Source organism: Streptomyces sp. NPDC002896, assembly GCF_040295225.1.
Classification (GTDB): Bacteria; Actinomycetota; Actinomycetes; order Streptomycetales; family Streptomycetaceae; genus Streptomyces.
Window position 1 is genome coordinate 67095 of record NZ_JBEOVA010000015.1, and the last position, 16470, is coordinate 83564.

The following is a 16470-nucleotide window of genomic DNA, read 5'->3' on the forward strand; positions in this document are numbered from 1 at the left end:
GACCAGGTTCCCTCCCGAGGAGTCCTCGTGCCGAATCCGCCCGCCAGCCCAGCTCCCGGAGAGCGGTTCGCGCTGTACCAGCGCCCGCATGCCGCCGTGCACCGGATGGTGTGCAACCCCCTCCACCAGGCTTGATCAGCCTTGATCGCCGGACTGTCAGTGGAGCGCCGTAGGGTGGAGGCCCTATGACGAAGCCCTCACTCCCCGAGCTCCTGCACGCCGCAGTCACCGCAGTCGGTGGCACGGAGCGGCCTGGCCAGGTGGCCATGGCCGAAGCCGTCGCCCAGGCGGTCGACGACGGCTCCCATCTGCTCGTCCAGGCGGGCACCGGCACCGGTAAGTCGCTGGGCTATCTGGTGCCCGCGCTGGCGCACGGGGACCGGGTCGTCGTGGCGACGGCCACCTTGGCGCTCCAGCGCCAGCTCGTGGAGCGGGACCTTCCGCGTACGGTCGATGCGCTGCATCCGCTGCTGCGTCGCCGCCCCGAGTTCGCCATGCTCAAGGGCCGCTCCAACTACCTCTGCCTGCACCGCCTACACGAGGGCATGCCGCAGGACGAGGAGGAGGGCCTCTTCGACCAGTTCGAGGCGGCCGCGCCCACCAGCAAGCTCGGCCAGGACCTGCTGAGACTGCGGGACTGGGCGGACGAGACGGAGACCGGCGACCGCGACGATCTCAGCCCGGGTGTCTCGGACCGGGCCTGGGCCCAGATCTCCGTGTCCTCCCGGGAGTGTCTTGGCGCATCGAAGTGCGCGTACGGGGCCGAGTGCTTCGCCGAGATGGCACGCGAGCGCGCCAAGCTCGCCGAGGTCGTCGTCACCAACCACGCGCTCCTCGCCATCGACGCCATCGAGGGCGCCCCGGTCCTTCCGCAGCACGAGGTGCTGATCGTCGACGAGGCCCATGAGCTGGTCTCCCGGGTCACCGGGGTGGCGACCGGCGAGCTCACGCCGGGCCAGGTCAACCGTGCGGTGCGCCGAGCGGCCAAGCTGGTGAACGAGAAGGCGGCCGATCAGCTGCAGACCGCCGCCGAGGGCTTCGAGCGGCTGATGGAGCTGGCCCTGCCGGGCCGCCTGGAGGAGATCCCCGAGGACCTCGGCTATGCGCTGATGGCCCTGCGCGACGCCGCCCGCACCGTCATCTCGGCCCTCGGCACCACCCGTGACAAGTCCGTCCAGGACGAGGACGCGGTGCGCAAGCAGGCCCTGGCATCCGTCGAGACCGTGCACGACGTGGCGGAGCGGATCACCAACGGTTCCGAGTGGGACGTCGTGTGGTACGAGCGCCATGACCGCTTCGGTGCCTCGCTGCGCGTCGCCCCCATGTCCGTTTCAGGCCTGCTCCGCGAGAAGCTCTTCACGGACCGCTCCGTGGTCCTGACCTCGGCGACGCTGAAGCTGGGCGGCGATTTCAACGGCGTGGGGGCCTCGCTGGGCCTCGCCCCCGAAGGCATCGCGGGGACGCCGGGCGGCGAGGGCGAGGATCTGCCCGTATGGAAGGGCATCGACGTCGGTTCGCCGTTCGAGTACCGCAAACAGGGCATCCTCTACGTCGCCAAGCATCTGTCCCGCCCGGCCAGGGACGGCGAGCGCGGCGACATGCTCGACGAGCTCACCGAGCTGATCCAGGCGGCGGGCGGGCGCACGCTCGGCCTGTTCTCGTCCATGCGCGGCGCCCAGTCCGCGGCCGAGGCGCTGCGGGCCCGTATTCCGGAGTTCCCGATACTGCTGCAGGGGGAGGAGACCCTCGGCGAGCTGATCAAGAACTTTGCGGCCGATCCGAAGACCTGCCTGTTCGGCACGCTGTCGCTCTGGCAGGGAGTCGACGTCCCGGGATCCAGCTGTCAGCTGGTGGTCATGGACAAGATCCCCTTCCCCCGCCCTGATGATCCGCTGATGAGCGCCCGCCAGAAGGCCGTCGAGGAGAACGGCGGCAATGGCTTCATGGCCGTCGCGGCCACCCATGCGGCGCTGCTGATGGCCCAGGGCGCGGGACGTCTCGTCCGGGCGTCGGGGGACCGCGGAGTGGTCGCCGTACTGGATCCGAGGTTGGCCACGGCCCGGTACGGCAGCTATCTGAAGGCGTCCCTGCCCGACTTCTGGTACACGACGGAGCGCAACCAGGTCCGCCGCTCGCTGGCAGCGATCGACGCGACAGCCAAGGCCGCCGCGGCTGCCGAGACGGAGGCCGACTAAGGCCGCGGCGCGTGGCGCCGGTCGGCAGCAAATAGCAGCAAAATACAGGGCCCCGGGACCGGCGCAGTTGGTCCCGGGGCCCGGTCAGGGGCGGAGTGTCACACCCGCCGCAGCACCGCCACCACCTTGCCGAGGATCGTCGCCTCGTCACCGGGGATCGGCTGGTACGCGGAGTTGTGCGGGAGCAGCCACACATGGCCGTCCTCGCGCTTGAAGCGCTTGACCGTCGCCTCGCCGTCGAGCATTGCCGCGACGATGTCGCCGTTCTCGGCGACCGGCTGGCGGCGCACCGTCACCCAGTCTCCGTCACAGATGGCGGCCTCGATCATGGAGTCGCCGACGACCTTCAGGACGAACAGCTCGCCGTCGCCCACGAGCTGCCGGGGCAGCGGGAACACGTCCTCGACCGACTCCTCCGCGAGGATCGGGCCACCGGCGGCGATGCGGCCGACCAGCGGAACGTACGACGCGGCCGGCTTGCCTGCCGTGTCGGTGGGCTGGACCGTCGGCTGGTCGGCGCCGCGGACCTCGTATGCGCGCGGGCGGTGCGGGTCGCGCCGCAGGAAGCCCTTGCGTTCCAGAGCCATCAGCTGGTGAGCCACCGAGGAGGTGCTGGAGAGGCCGACCGCCTGCCCGATCTCCCGCATGGACGGTGGGTAACCACGCCGCTGCACGGAGTCCCTGATGACCTCGATGACCCGCCGCTGCCGGTCGGTGAGTCCGGAGCTGTCAGCCCGGATGCCTGGAGGTCGGCCCGGCAGGGAGCGGGCGGGCTTCGGCCCCTCCTGGTTTGCGATTGCGTCGTTCATGGCATGCACCGGCTCGAGTCGGCCCTGGGAGCGATCCTGGGCAGTGATGGTGGCACTGTCTGCGGTGGTGGTCACGTCGGTCGGCCCCTCTCGAGATGTTCTCCCTAGCTGGACAACGGTAGTTGCTTTCGAAAGGTTGCGCCAAACACACGTTCGAGTGAAATATCGCGGATTGCCTCGCTTGATCATGAGTCCGGGTGTATGGCTGTCGCTCGGCGTGTCAGGCATTTGGGTTCAATCCGCTACGATTCACCGCCGGGATCGAGAGCCCCTTGTGGGGGGCTCCAGTCTGCCATCCGGGTCCCGGACGACCCGGCACCGACCCGGATTCCATGCGGCGCGGCTGCGGCGTGCGGTGTGACGTGCGGAAATCCCTCATGACTTCGCCATGCGACACGCGATGCTGCACGAAAGTGCGGCCAAACCCCAGATCTAGTGGTTGGATTGCAGTCGTAGCCCAGAAGTTGTGGTCCCCCGGTCCTTCGGGCCCTCCGGCATCGCCTATGCTTGGGGCTGCTTCGAGGGGCGTGTGACGCCTTTTGGGGCTATTGAGTCTGCTGTGAAGGAGGGTTGGAAGTCATGCACTGCCCCTTCTGCAGGCACCCCGACAGCCGGGTCGTCGACAGTCGTACGACCGACGACGGTACGTCGATCCGCAGGCGCCGCCAGTGCCCCGACTGCTCCCGGCGGTTCACGACCGTGGAGACCTGCTCGCTGATGGTGATCAAGCGCAGCGGGGTGACGGAGCCCTTCAGCCGTACCAAGGTCATCAACGGCGTGCGCAAGGCATGCCAGGGACGGCCTGTCACCGAGGACGCTCTCGCCCAACTCGGCCAGCGGGTCGAGGAGGCCGTGCGCGCCACCGGCAGCGCCGAGCTGACCACCCACGACGTGGGGCTGGCCATCCTCGGCCCGCTGCAGGAGCTCGACCTTGTCGCCTTCCTGCGCTTCGCGTCCGTGTACCGGGCGTTCGACTCGCTCGAGGACTTCGAGGCCGCCATCACGGAGCTGAGGGAGAACCCGGCACAGCAGCCCGCAGCCGACGCGCAGTGCGCGGGCGCAGGACGCGAAGCACACGACCGCGGGTCCGGAGAGACTGCCGAAGTCCCCGTGCCCGCCGCTGCCGCCGACTGACCGGCAGGCCCGGACCGGGCGGACCGGCCCGGCCGGCGATCGGCGGCCATCAAAGACCTGTTGCGGGCGGCAAGAGCGGCGCTCGCAATATCAAGACAGACACCGTGCCACGGGAAGAACGAGGCACTTCAGGGCGTTTTAGCCCGATACAGGGAGGCGGCATGACAGAGACGGCGAGCGGCCCGGCAGCACGAGGTTCCCGCGCCAAGGGTGCCAAGGCGACCAAGGGGCTGCGTATCGAGCGCATCCACACGACCCCCGGCGTGCATCCGTACGACGAGGTGGTCTGGGAGCGCCGTGACGTCGTCATGACCAACTGGCGCGACGGCTCGGTCAACTTCGAGCAGCGTGGCGTCGAGTTCCCCGACTTCTGGTCGGTGAACGCGGTCAACATCGTCACCAGCAAGTACTTCCGAGGTGCCGTCGGCACCCCGCAGCGCGAGGTGAGCCTCAAGCAGCTCATCGACCGCATCGTGAAGACGTACCGGAAGGCCGGCGAAGACTACAAGTACTTCGCCTCGCCCGCCGACGCCGAGATCTTCGAGCACGAGCTGGCGTACGCCCTCCTGCACCAGATCTTCAGCTTCAACAGTCCCGTCTGGTTCAACGTCGGAACCCCGCAGCCGCAGCAGGTCTCCGCGTGCTTCATCCTGTCCGTCGACGACTCCATGGAGTCGATCCTCGACTGGTACAAGGAAGAGGGCATGATCTTCAAGGGCGGCTCCGGTGCCGGCCTGAACCTCTCCCGTATCCGCTCCTCCAAGGAGCTGCTGTCCTCCGGCGGCAACGCCTCCGGCCCGGTCTCCTTCATGCGCGGCGCCGACGCCTCCGCCGGAACGATCAAGTCCGGTGGCGCGACGCGCCGGGCGGCCAAGATGGTCATCCTCGACGTCGACCACCCGGACATCGAGGACTTCATCGAGACCAAGGTGAAGGAAGAGGAGAAGATCCGCGCACTGCGCGACGCGGGCTTCGACATGGACCTGGGCGGCGACGACATCACGTCCGTCCAGTACCAGAACGCCAACAACTCGGTCCGCGTGAACGACACGTTCATGAAGGCGGTCGAGGAGGGCGGCAAGTTCGGCCTGACGTCCCGCATGACCGGCGAGGTCATCGAGGAGGTCGACGCCAAGGCGCTCTTCCGCAAGATGGCCGAGGCCGCCTGGGCCTGCGCCGACCCGGGCATCCAGTACGACGACACCATCAACCAGTGGCACACGTGCCCCGAGTCCGGCCGGATCAACGGCTCGAACCCGTGCAGCGAGTACATGCACCTGGACAACACGTCTTGCAACCTCGCGTCGCTGAACCTGATGAAGTTCCTGAAGGACGACGGCAAGGGCCACCAGTCCTTCGACGTCGAGCGCTTCGCCAAGGTCGTCGAGCTCGTCATCACCGCGATGGACATCTCCATCTGCTTCGCGGACTTCCCGACCCAGAAGATCGGTGAGAACACCCGCGCCTTCCGCCAGCTCGGCATCGGCTACGCCAACCTCGGCGCCCTGCTGATGGCGACCGGCCACGCGTACGACTCCAACGGCGGTCGCGCCCTGGCCGGTGCCATCACCTCCCTGATGACCGGCACCTCGTACAAGCGGTCCGCCGAGCTCGCCGCGGTCGTTGGCCCGTACGACGGCTACGCCCGCAACGCGCAGCCGCACCTGCGCGTCATGAAGCAGCACGCCGACGCCAACGACACGGCCATCCGCATGGACGACCTGGACACGCCGATCTGGGCCGCCGCCACGGAGGCCTGGCAGGACGTGGTCCGCCTCGGCGAGAAGAACGGCTTCCGCAACTCGCAGGCCTCCGTCATCGCCCCGACCGGCACCATCGGTCTCGCGATGTCCTGCGACACCACCGGCCTCGAGCCCGACCTCGCGCTGGTCAAGTTCAAGAAGCTCGTCGGCGGCGGCTCGATGCAGATCGTCAACGGCACCGTGCCGCAGGCCCTGCGCCGCCTGGGCTACCAGGAGGAGCAGATCGAGGCGATCGTCGCCCACATCGCCGACCACGGCAATGTGATCGACGCCCCGGGCCTCAAGCACGAGCACTACGAGGTCTTCGACTGCGCCATGGGCGAGCGCTCCATCTCCGCGATGGGTCACGTCCGCATGATGGCCGCCATCCAGCCGTGGATCTCCGGCGCCCTCTCCAAGACGGTCAACCTCCCCGAGAGCGCCACCGTCGAGGACGTCGAAGAGGTCTACTTCGAAGCGTGGAAGATGGGCGTCAAGGCGCTCGCGATCTACCGCGACAACTGCAAGGTCGGCCAGCCCCTCTCCGCGAAGACCAAGGAGAAGGAGAAGGCCGAGGTCACCGAGAAGGCCGAGGAGACCATCCGGGCCGCGGTCGAGAAGGTCGTCGAGTATCGCCCGGTCCGCAAGCGTCTGCCGAAGGGCCGTCCCGGCATCACCACGTCCTTCACGGTCGGTGGCGCCGAGGGCTACATGACCGCCAACTCCTACCCCGACGACGGTCTCGGCGAGGTCTTCCTGAAGATGTCCAAGCAGGGCTCCACCCTCGCGGGCATGATGGACGCCTTCTCCATCGCTGTCTCGGTCGGTCTGCAGTACGGCGTGCCGCTGGAGACGTACGTCTCGAAGTTCACCAACATGCGCTTCGAGCCGGCCGGCATGACGGACGACCCGGACGTGCGGATGGCGCAGTCGATCGTCGACTACATCTTCCGTCGCCTGGCGCTGGACTTCCTGCCCTTCGAGACCCGCTCGGCGCTCGGCATCCACTCGGCCGAGGAGCGCCAGCGCCACCTGGAGACCGGTTCGTACGAGCCGGCCGATGACGAGGTGGACGTCGAGGGCCTGGCCCAGTCCGCGCCGCGGGCGCAGGAGCTGAAGGCCGTGGCCGCAGCGCCCAAGGAGGAGGAGGCCAAGCCCGCCCCGAAGCAGGCGCACACCAGCGCCGAGCTGGTGGAGATGCAGCTGGGCATCCAGGCCGACGCCCCGCTGTGCTTCTCCTGCGGCACCAAGATGCAGCGCGCCGGCTCCTGCTACATCTGCGAGGGCTGCGGCTCGACCAGCGGCTGCAGCTGATTGACCCAAAGCCCGTGAGGGGCGGTGCGGCTACCGGCCGCGCCGCCCCTCACGGCGTTCGGCGGGGGATCAGGAACGGCTGCCCATGACGGCGGCGAAGGACTCCGGGTCCCCGTCGAAGCCGCGCAGCGCCTCATGGAGCTCCCACTCCCCGGAGGCGTCGCGGGTGAACTCCGCGACGGTGGCCGCGGTGGAGTCAGCGACCCGCGCGAAGTCGTCCGCCGCCAGCTCCGTATGGCCTTCGGCGATCACCACACGCGGGTTGGCGATGTCCTGGAAGGTCCTCTCGCCGTTGCGCTGCTGGATGACCACACCGACCACCACGCGCGCGTACCGGGCCGCCAGCCGCTCGAGCTCCAGGACCATCACCTCGTCGGAGCCGAAGCCCTGACCGGTGCGGCTGTCCCGGCTGAGCGTGATGGTGCCGTCGGGCGACCGGCTGCCGAAGTGCACGACGTACGACGGTTTTCCGTACGGCTCGTCCGCCGTGTACGTCGCGGCGACGACGTCGAGGTCGTGCGGCGGCCGGCCCAGTGGACTGGGGTCCCACCGGAGCCGTATTTCGACCTTCCTGAGTCCCTTGTTGAGACTGGCCAAGAAACCTGCCCTCCCCGGATTCGGGCTGCTGCGGTATGTGTTCGTCTGTTCGGTCTGCTGCCCAGTATGGTTCCCCCGCGTGCAGGGTGCGGTGGCCAACAGCCGGAGAACTCATGGTTGTTGGAGGGATCCTCCGACCGAGGGAGACCTGCGTCATGCTCCCTGGCCTTACGATGGCGCGGTGCTGGTCAAGTGGATTCGCTGCACCGTGGTGGACCGCCGCGGTTTTGAACGGGGGCAGCGGAAATGGGCGGGGCTTCCGGGGGAGCCGGGTTTCCGTGGGCAGGGCGGGGGGTGGAGCCGCTTGCGGCCCGGGGTGGCCCATGTCTTCGCCTTCTGGGAGAGCCGGACCTTCTACGACTCGTTCATGGCCCGCTCCCACGACCGGCTCGCCGCCGCCCAGTCGGGCACCTTCAAGGACGCCCAAGTCAAGCTCTTCGACCACCGGTTCGATGTGAAGACCGGCTTCGAACCGCGCTTCACGGACGCCGATGTGGTGCGTGTCGCGCACTGCCGCGTCCATGCGGACCGCGTCGAGAATTTCGCGCTGATGCAGGAGAAGGTGTGGAACCCCGCCATGGCCGGCTCTCCGGGCATGGTGCGCGGCCTGTTCGGAGAGGCGCCCGATTACGAGTTCCTGGTGCTGTCGATGTGGCAGTCGGCCGCGGAGCACGGAAAGTACCGTGCCGAACGCGTCGAACGGCTCGCCCTGCGGGCACAGACGGACGCGGATGTGGCGGCCCTGGCCGGAGACATCGTGGAACTGGAGCCCTCGTGGACCGTGTGATGCAGATGTGTGGTGATCGTTCCGGGTGCTCGTTCCGGAGTGTGTGATGTCACGTACGCCGGATGGTGCGTACATATGCTCGACCGCCGGACACCGATCTAGGGTTTGACCATGGCACGACCACGGCGCATCGTCCTCGTCCGCCACGGGGAGTCGGTGGGCAATGCCGACGACACGGTGTACGAGCGCGAACCGGACCACGCACTCGCGCTCACCGAGACGGGCCGGCGCCAGGCGGAGGCGACCGGCGAGGGGCTGCGGGAACTGTTCGGGCGGGAACGCGTCAGCGTGTACGTGTCGCCGTACCGCCGTACCCATGAGACCCTCAGCGCCTTCAGGCTGAACCCCGAACTGGTGCGGATCCGCGAGGAACCGCGACTGCGCGAGCAGGACTGGGGCAACTGGCAGGACCGTGACGACGTACGGCTGCAGCAGGCCTATCGCGACGCCTACGGGCACTTCTTCTACCGCTTCGCCCAGGGTGAGTCGGGCGCCGATGTCTACGACCGGGTGGGGGCGTTCCTGGAGAGCCTGTTCCGCAGCTTCGAGGCGCCGGACCATCCCCCGAACGTGCTGCTGGTCACGCACGGACTGACGATGCGGCTGTTCTGCATGCGTTGGTTCCACTGGTCGGTGGCCGAGTTCGAGTGCCTGTCGAACCCGGGGAACGGCGAGACGCGGATGCTCGTCCTCGGTGAGAACGGCAAGTACACGCTCGACCGGCCGTTCGAACGCTGGCGTGATCCGGAGCCGTACGGCGTCACCGGATAAAGTGGCTTCGAGATGACCGCTGACTCCTCTCCCGACGGGCGCCTGGACCGCGCTCTGGCCAGCCTGCGCGGACTCGCCGTCGGAGACGCGCTGGGCTCGCAGTTCTTCGTGCCCGCGAACTATCCGCTGCTCAAGCACCGCGAGCTGCCGTCCGGCCCATGGCAGTGGACCGACGACACCGAGATGGCCTGCTCCGTGGTGGCCGTCCTGGCAGCGCACCACCGGATCGACCAGGACGCGCTGGCCCGGTCGTTCGCGGAGCACCATGACTTCGACCGCGGCTACGGGCCCGCGGTGAACCGGTTGCTGCGCCAGATCCGGGAGGGCGGCGACTGGCGCGAGCTCGCCGCCGCGCTGTTCAAGGGACAGGGTTCCTGGGGCAACGGCGCCGCGATGCGGATCGCTCCCCTCGGCGCCTGGTACGCGGACGACCCCGAGCAGGCGACGCACCAGGCGGAGATCTCGGCCTACCCCACGCACCAGCACCGCGAGGCTGTCGTGGGTGCCATGGCGGTCGCTGCCGCGGCAGCGCTGGCGGCGGACCCTTCGGGCCCTCCCACGCCCGAGTCGCTGCTCGACGGCGTCATCGCCCTGGTGCCGCGCAGCGCCGTCGGGGCGGGCCTCCGGCGCGCCCGGGACATGCTCGACTACGGCGACACGGCGACGGTCGCCGCGGTGCTGGGCTGCGGGCGCCGTACATCGGCCCACGACACGGTGCCGTTCGCGCTCTGGTCGGCGGCACGCGGCCTCGGCGACTACGAGAACGCGTTCTGGAACACCGCCCAGGCGGGCGGCGACGTCGACACGACCTGCGCCATCGTCGGCGGCGTGATCGCCGGGGGCAAGGCGGGGGCGCCGCCGGCCGAATGGCTGAACCGGACGGAGGCCTTGCCGGCCTGGGGGACGGGCGGGACGGCCTGAGGGTCTGGCTGCTGGGCGCCTGTTCTTTCGTCGGTGATGACGCCGCCCCAGGGCAAACTGTCACGGTCATGCCACAGTGCTGAGGGCGCCACTCCTTCCGTCCCCTGCGCGGCTAGCCTTTCGGCCATGCCGCCTGTTGATCATGTCGGGCGTGCGCCGAACGAGACACCGGTCGCCGACTGACAGCGCCACGCGCGCGTGGGCCTTCGCGACCGGTCGGGAGGGGGTCCCGTGTCCGACAGACCGTCCCAGCCGGAGCCGACGCGTCAAGGGCGGCCGGCTGATGAAGCGGAGCGAGCGGATGGAGACGCATTCAGCGCGGACGATTCGAATGACGAGCCCAGCACGATCGAATCGAGTGAAGCGAAGGAATCGAACAGATCCGATGACGTGATCGATGCCGACGCCTCGGACTGGGACGCCCCGCTCCCCGGCGGCGGCCCATGGCTCGAGCCTCTGCACGGCGAGCCTCCCGCGCGTATCCGTGCAGCGACGCTCTGGTCGGTACTCGCCACCGGCGTACTCAGCATGCTTCTGCTGGGCGACGGTCTGGCGCTCAACCTGCTGATCGTCGCGATCCCGGCCGCGGTCGGCGCGTATTTCGCCGCCCAGGCCGCTGGCCGCCGGCCGCGCCCATGGACCCTGGCGTGGGCCGTCGGCGGCCTGGCCCTGCTGCTCGTGCCCGCCTTGCGCGACGCCGGCTGGCCGTCCTTCCTGGCCGTCGTCTCCGCCGTGGCGCTGGGTTCGCTCGCGCTGCACGGCTCGCGCACCTGGCCCGGCGTGTTCCTGGGCCCGTTCGGGGTCCTCGCCTCACTCCTCACGGGTCTTTCCTGGGGGTGGCGCGGCCTGCGCGACCGGACGGGCGGCTCACGAGGCAATCTCGGCTCGGTGGTGCGCGCCGTCGCCGTGACCGCGGTTCTGCTCCTGGTCTTCGGTGCCCTCTTCGCCTCGGCCGACGCCGCCTTCGCGGACGTGCTGGGCGATCTGATGCCCGACGCGTCGGTCGCGGACGGGCCCTGGCGCCTGCTGCTCCTCGCCCTCGGTGTGGTGGGCGCGCTGGCGGCCGCCCACACGGCCGCCGCACCCCTTCAGTGGGACCGGATCGAGGTCGCCCCCGGCCGGCCTCGCGGCCGCGTCGAGTGGGCGCTGCCGCTGATCGTGCTCAACGTGCTGTTCGTGGCCTTCAACGCCGTGCAGCTCGCCGTGCTCTTCGGCGGATACGACTCCGTACTCAAGAAGACGGGCCTGACGTACTCGGCGTATGCGCGGCAGGGGTTCTGGCAGCTGCTGATCGCCACCCTGCTCACGCTGCTCGTCATCGTGTTCGCGCTGCGCTGGGCTCCGCGCAGGGCACCGGGCGATCGAGGGCTGGTGCGAGGGGTGCTGGGAACTCTCTGTGTTCTCACGCTCGTTGTCGTGGCGTCGGCGGTGCGGCGCATGGACATGTACGTGGAGGCGTATGGACTGACGCGGCTGAGGCTCTCGGTGGTGGCCGTAGAACTCTGGCTCGGCCTTGTCATCGTGCTGATCATGGCGGCCGGAGTGTGGGGCGCTCGGTGGCTCCCGCGGGTCGTCGCGGCGAGCGCCGCGGCGGGTGTGCTCGCCTTCGGGCTGCTGTCTCCCGACGGCCTGATCGCGGAGCAGAACGTCCAGCGCTATGAGGACACCGGCAAGTTCGACCTCGTGTATGCGCGGGACCTGTCCGCCGACGCCGTACCGGCCCTCGACCGGCTCAAGGAACCGCTTCGCTCCTGCGCGCTGCAGGATATTGCCAAGGACCTCCGGGACGACGAAGGACCCTGGTACGCGACGAGCTGGGGTGAGGCACACGCCCGGCGGGTACTCGACGACCGGCCGTTGACCGATGACTGGGAAACCTGCAACAAGGTGCGACAGGACCTCATGTACCGCTGAGGAACAGGCTGTACGGCTGAGGCATCCGCTGTAGCGCAGAGGAGTCCGCCGCGGAGGAGCCCGCCGTACCCAAGGAGCCGCAGGTGCCGGGCCGGTCACGTCGTCATGGACGGCCCGGCACCACGTTCCTCGTCCGAGTGGGGGCTGCCTCAAGGCTGCCGCCGGTCAGCCTCCCGAGGGCCCTGCCGACCCGGCCGTACCGGCCAGCGCTTCCAGGTCGCTCTTTCGCACCCGGATCAGCAGCGTCGCCGTGAGCAGCGCCAGTACGGCCATCGCGGCGGCGGGGATGAAGGCGGTCGAGATGCCGTGGGCGAGCACCTCGTGGCCCCACGGCGGGGGCAGCTGACCGGACTTGGCGAACGCGGCCTTCTGTTCCGCCGTGCCGTTCGCCATGAAGTCCGGGAGCTGGACCTTCACCTCGTCCCTGCTCGCCGTACCGAACACCGTGGTCAGGATGGACAGGCCCAGCGAACCGCCCACCTGCTGGGTCGCGTTGAGCAGACCCGATGCCGCACCCGCCTCGTGCTGGGCGACGCCGGAGACCGCGGTGAGCGTCAGCGTCACGAAGTTCAGCCCCATGCCGAAACCGAAGATCAGCATCGGGCCGAGCACCCCGCCGACATACGAGCTGTCAGGGCTGATGAACGTCTGCCAGCCGAGCCCGAGCACGACGAGCGCCGAGCCGGTCATCATGAACGGCTTGGGGCCGAGCACCGGCAGCAGGCGCTGCGACAGGCCCGCGCCCGTCACGATCGCGACCGTCACCGGCAGGAAGGCGAGACCCGCCTCGATCGGCGTGTACCCCAGCACGTTCTGCACGAAGAGCACGATGAAGAAGAACATGCCGAACATCGCTGCGGCCAGGCTCAGCATGATCACATACGTGCCGGAACGGTTGCGGTCCGCGAACATCTTCAGCGGAGTGATCGGTTCCTTGGCCCGGCTCTCGATGACCGCGAAGGCCACGAGCAGCACCACCGCCGCTCCGAAGGACCCCAGCGTGAGGCTGTCGCGCCAGCCCTCCTCGGCAGCCCGGATGAACCCGTACACGAGGGAGGCCATGCCGGCTGTCGACGTCAGCGCGCCCGCGATGTCGAAGCGCCCCGGATGGCGCTCGGACTCGTTGATGAACATCGGGGCCAGGACGGCGATCAGCACACCGATGGGCACGTTGACGAAGAGCACCCAGCGCCAGTCGAGCCACTCGGTGAGCATGCCGCCCGCCAGCAGGCCGATGGCGCCGCCGCCCGCGGAGACCGCCGCGAAGACGCCGAACGCGCGGTTCCGCTCGGGCCCTTCGGGGAACGTTGTGGTGATCAGGGCGAGGGAGGTGGGCGAGGCGATCGCGCCACCCGCGCCCTGCAGGGCGCGCGCGGCCAGCAGTTGCCAGGGTTCCTGGGCAAGGCCGCCGAGCAGGGAGGCGAGGGTGAAGACGAGGATGCCGGTCATGAAGACCCGGCGCCGGCCGAGGATGTCGCCCGCGCGGCCGCCGAGGAGCAGCAGCCCGCCGAAGGTCAGTGTGTACGCGCTGACGACCCAGGTGAGGTCGGTCGTCGAGAACTTGAGCGCATCCTGGATGTGTGGGAGCGCGATATTCACAATCGTCGCGTCGAGTACCACCATGAGTTGGCAGGCCGCGATGACGGTCAGGGCTATGCCGGGGCGCCCCTCCCGGCGAGCCGCCCCTGGCTTCTGGTCCTGGACTAACTGAGAGGTTGTCAATGGGTCCCCCACAAGAACGTTAGTGAACGATCGCGTTCACTGTCGCGTCAACGGTAGTGACTCCCCAACAGTGAACGCAAGCGTTCACTGAAGATGCTTCCCAGGCGCTTGCTTGCGTAGGCTGCTGCACCCGCACATCGGAGAGTTGGACATGGTTACTTCGCGCTGGACGGCCGCCCCCGCTCAGACGGCCTCCCCGGCGGCATCCCCGCGTCGGCGCGGGCCCGTGCTGGAGCGGGCGATCCTCGAGGCCGCCCTGGACCAGCTCAGTACAGTCGGCTGGAACGGGCTCACGATGGAGGGGGTCGCCGCGGCCGCGCAGACCGGAAAGGCGGCCGTCTATCGCCGCTGGCCATCCAAGGAGGACCTGGTCGCGGACGCCCTCCAGGCGGCACTGTCGACTTTGGGTGCTGCGCCGGACTGCGGAAGTGTCCGCGAGGACCTGCTGGAACTGTGCCGTCAGTTGCGCGAGGCGATGTACTCGCCGCCCGGATTTGCTTTGCGTTCAGTGATTCACGAATGCGATGCGGTCGCCGCCGAGCGGTTTCACGGCCTGATCCTGGAAGGTGTCGTCCGACCGACGGTCGGCCTCATCGAAGAGGTGTTGCGCCGCGGAATTGAGCGGGGTGAGGTTCGCTCCGGAGCGGCCGACGACTACGCGTGCGATGTCATCCCGGCGATGATGATGTACCGCTCCAAGATTCGCGGAAGCGAATGGGGGGAGCGGGATATCGAGGAGATGATCGACCGGCTGATGATGCCGCTGCTGCGCCCGGACGGCCGGTGACGCGGCTCGGCGGTCGGTGGTCGGTCGGAGTCTTTGCCGAGCAGCGCGTTGCCGCCGTCGGCGGTCGACGGTCGGCTGTGGGGGGCCTCTGCGCACGGAGGCTGCGGCCCGTTTCTGGCGGGCCGCGGCGGAGGCGGCCTGCCGTGTCAGCACCCGGGTCGCGCCGTTTCCCAGACCTGGGTGTTGCGCGGCACTCCGGGCGGCGTACGCTTTGTGCGCCATGCCCTACGAACCACCCACCCACCGTGTCGAGCGCTCCCTGAGAGCCACCATCGGAGCGAAGATCGTCGCCGGTGTCGACGAAGTCGGGCGGGGTGCATGGGCCGGGCCGGTCACCGTCTGTGCGGCGGTCACCGGACTGCGTCGCCCGCCCGAGGGGCTGACCGACTCCAAGCTGCTCACTCCCAAACGGCGCACCGAGCTCGCCGCTGAACTGCTTTCCTGGGTCACGGCCCACGCTCTCGGTCACGCCTCTCCGGAGGAGATCGACGACCTGGGGATGACGGCGGCGCTGCGGCTGGCGGCAGGACGCGCCCTCGAGGCGCTGCCGGTCCGGCCCGACGCGGTCATTCTCGACGGTAAGCACGACTATCTCGGCGCTCCCTGGAGGGTCCGCACGGTGATCAAGGGCGACCAGTCCTGTGTGGCAGTCGCTGCCGCATCCGTGATCGCCAAAGTTCGGCGCGACAAAATGATGGCCGAACTGGGCATCGACCATGCAGACTTCGACTTTGCGGCCAATGTCGGGTATCCGTCCCCGGTCCACAGGGCTGCGCTGGATGAATGGGGCCCCACCCCCTACCACCGGCTTTCGTGGGCGTATCTTGATGCGTTGCCCCGGTGGCGGCACCTCAAGAAGGCCCGCACCTGGGCGGAAGGAAGCGTTCCGGAGATCGAAGGGCAGCTCGGCTTCGATTTCTGACGATTCCGTTCGCACTTATGTGCCACCCGCCGACGCGAGCCGCAACGGCGTTTGATAAACATCAGCCCATGCCTCTCATTCCCGAGGAGCCTCAGATTCACGAGAGTGCCCAGGGTCCCCGCGCCTCTTCGGCCAGCAGCCGTACCGCGCCGACCCCCCGCCCTGTACCCGGCCCGCGCCCCGCGGCTGCGCCGCGCCCCGGTCGCCCGGGTCCTGTCCGGCCGATGCCGCCGGCGCAACGCTCGTCGCGCGATTCGGCCGCCGTCAAGCCGGGGCCGTCCGCCCCGGCGTCGTCGCCGTCCACTCCGTCGGCTCCTGCGCCTTCCACGGCGTCCGGTACGCCGCAGATCCAGCTGATCCCGGCCTCGGTCGAGGGCGCGCTGGACGCTGCGGAGGAAGCCGTCGACCTGTTGCTGGAGTCGGGCCGTGCGCCCGGGGACATCCTGGTGATCACCACGGGTGAGCCGCATCCGTGGGCCGCCCACGAGCTGTCCTTCGGCGAGGCCGCCTACTGGGCCCAGCACGACGCGGGAGACGACGTCTTCTACGCCGAGGCCTCGGCCGCCGGCCGGGTCGCGTCCCGCCCGGTCGTGATCGTCGCCGTCAACGGCGGCGCCGACGAGGCCGCTGCTGCGGTCCTGCCGCTGGCGCATGGCCGGGCCGGTGCCCTGCTCGTCGTCTGCGGTGATCCGCAGCGCATCAACTCGGTGCTGGGTGCCGGGGTCTGACCCCGGCACCCGCTCGGAACCGCGGCGGGCGCCCCTGCGGGATGTCCTGGCACGGTGACTTTGATCGCGCGGTTTCCGTCCGGCTTCGGCCTTGGGCGGCCGTGGCGGAGGGTCGACGCGGCAGGAC

13 protein-coding genes are annotated in these 16470 nt (G+C 69.2%); 10 read left to right on the forward strand and 3 right to left on the reverse strand.

All coding sequences use genetic code 11. The features are described 5' to 3' along the window. The first annotated feature begins 185 nt into the window (after positions 1-185). Positions 186-2195, forward strand: a complete 2010-nt coding sequence (locus tag ABT009_RS26880) for an ATP-dependent DNA helicase (RefSeq protein ID WP_351300017.1) — start codon at positions 186-188, stop codon at positions 2193-2195. A 98-nt stretch (positions 2196-2293) separates the two neighbouring features. Here the strand turns inward: ABT009_RS26880 and lexA are convergent, their stop codons facing one another. Beyond that, positions 2294-3079: a transcriptional repressor LexA gene (gene lexA, locus ABT009_RS26885; RefSeq protein WP_067274726.1), complete on the reverse strand. Its 786-nt coding sequence runs from the start codon at positions 3077-3079 to the stop codon at positions 2294-2296. A 504-nt stretch (positions 3080-3583) separates the two neighbouring features. On the opposite strand from lexA, the gene nrdR reads away from it, so the two are divergent. Both nrdR and ABT009_RS26895 read left to right on the forward strand, forming a co-directional pair. Then, positions 3584-4138, forward strand: coding sequence for a transcriptional regulator NrdR (nrdR, locus tag ABT009_RS26890; RefSeq protein ID WP_351300021.1), 555 nt, complete (start codon positions 3584-3586; stop codon positions 4136-4138). Between the two features lie 161 nt (positions 4139-4299). After that, positions 4300-7194: a vitamin B12-dependent ribonucleotide reductase gene (locus ABT009_RS26895; protein ID WP_351300024.1), complete on the forward strand. Its 2895-nt coding sequence runs from the start codon at positions 4300-4302 to the stop codon at positions 7192-7194. 69 nt (positions 7195-7263) lie between these two features. Here ABT009_RS26895 and ABT009_RS26900 read toward each other — a convergent pair whose 3' ends face one another. Then, positions 7264-7791 carry a TerD family protein gene (locus ABT009_RS26900; protein ID WP_351300027.1) on the reverse strand — a complete coding sequence of 176 codons (528 nt, stop codon included), beginning with the start codon at positions 7789-7791 and terminating at the stop codon, positions 7264-7266. A gap of 181 nt (positions 7792-7972) precedes the next feature. Here ABT009_RS26900 and ABT009_RS26905 point away from each other — a divergent pair, with 181 nt between their 5' ends. The 4 genes from ABT009_RS26905 (at position 7973) to ABT009_RS26920 (ending at position 12184) form a co-directional block, all read left to right on the forward strand. Continuing rightward, on the forward strand, positions 7973-8578 hold the full coding sequence (locus ABT009_RS26905; RefSeq protein ID WP_351300029.1) for a YdbC family protein: 606 nt from the start codon (positions 7973-7975) through the stop codon (positions 8576-8578). A 111-nt stretch (positions 8579-8689) separates the two neighbouring features. Beyond that, positions 8690-9349: a histidine phosphatase family protein gene (locus ABT009_RS26910; RefSeq protein ID WP_351300032.1), complete on the forward strand. Its 660-nt coding sequence runs from the start codon at positions 8690-8692 to the stop codon at positions 9347-9349. Between the two features lie 12 nt (positions 9350-9361). Beyond that, positions 9362-10270: an ADP-ribosylglycohydrolase family protein gene (locus tag ABT009_RS26915; protein WP_351300035.1), complete on the forward strand. Its 909-nt coding sequence runs from the start codon at positions 9362-9364 to the stop codon at positions 10268-10270. A gap of 456 nt (positions 10271-10726) precedes the next feature. Next, on the forward strand, positions 10727-12184 hold the full coding sequence (locus ABT009_RS26920) for a DUF4153 domain-containing protein (RefSeq protein ID WP_351300356.1): 1458 nt from the start codon (positions 10727-10729) through the stop codon (positions 12182-12184). A 165-nt stretch (positions 12185-12349) separates the two neighbouring features. Here the strand turns inward: ABT009_RS26920 and ABT009_RS26925 are convergent, their stop codons facing one another. Continuing rightward, positions 12350-13906 (reverse strand): MFS transporter, encoded by a 1557-nt coding sequence (locus ABT009_RS26925; protein WP_351300038.1) that lies wholly within the window; start codon positions 13904-13906, stop codon positions 12350-12352. 151 nt (positions 13907-14057) lie between these two features. Here ABT009_RS26925 and ABT009_RS26930 point away from each other — a divergent pair, with 151 nt between their 5' ends. The 3 genes from ABT009_RS26930 to ABT009_RS26940 all read left to right on the forward strand — a co-directional run bounded on the left by ABT009_RS26930 (position 14058) and on the right by ABT009_RS26940 (position 16343). Then, entirely contained in the window at positions 14058-14693 is a 636-nt protein-coding gene (locus tag ABT009_RS26930; RefSeq protein WP_351300041.1) for a TetR/AcrR family transcriptional regulator, read from the forward strand. 220 nt (positions 14694-14913) lie between these two features. Beyond that, positions 14914-15615, forward strand: coding sequence for a ribonuclease HII (rnhB, locus tag ABT009_RS26935; RefSeq protein ID WP_351300044.1), 702 nt, complete (start codon positions 14914-14916; stop codon positions 15613-15615). 68 nt (positions 15616-15683) lie between these two features. After that, a complete protein-coding gene (locus ABT009_RS26940) occupies positions 15684-16343 on the forward strand; it encodes a hypothetical protein (RefSeq protein WP_351300047.1) in 660 nt (219 codons plus the stop codon). Positions 16344-16470: the final 127 nt, after the last annotated feature.

Excerpts from the sequence above, each read along its gene's own strand:
- ABT009_RS26880 (WP_351300017.1), top strand. The coding sequence starts at position 186 with ATGACGAAGCCCTCACTCCCCGAGCTCCTGCACGCCGCAGTCACCGCA.
- nrdR (WP_351300021.1), top strand. The coding sequence starts at position 3,584 with ATGCACTGCCCCTTCTGCAGGCACCCCGACAGCCGGGTCGTCGACAGT.
- ABT009_RS26895 (WP_351300024.1), top strand. The coding sequence starts at position 4,300 with ATGACAGAGACGGCGAGCGGCCCGGCAGCACGAGGTTCCCGCGCCAAG.
- ABT009_RS26910 (WP_351300032.1), top strand. The coding sequence starts at position 8,690 with ATGGCACGACCACGGCGCATCGTCCTCGTCCGCCACGGGGAGTCGGTG.
- ABT009_RS26915 (WP_351300035.1), top strand. The coding sequence starts at position 9,362 with ATGACCGCTGACTCCTCTCCCGACGGGCGCCTGGACCGCGCTCTGGCC.
- ABT009_RS26930 (WP_351300041.1), top strand. The coding sequence starts at position 14,058 with ATGGTTACTTCGCGCTGGACGGCCGCCCCCGCTCAGACGGCCTCCCCG.
- rnhB (WP_351300044.1), top strand. The coding sequence starts at position 14,914 with ATGCCCTACGAACCACCCACCCACCGTGTCGAGCGCTCCCTGAGAGCC.
- ABT009_RS26940 (WP_351300047.1), top strand. The coding sequence starts at position 15,684 with ATGCCTCTCATTCCCGAGGAGCCTCAGATTCACGAGAGTGCCCAGGGT.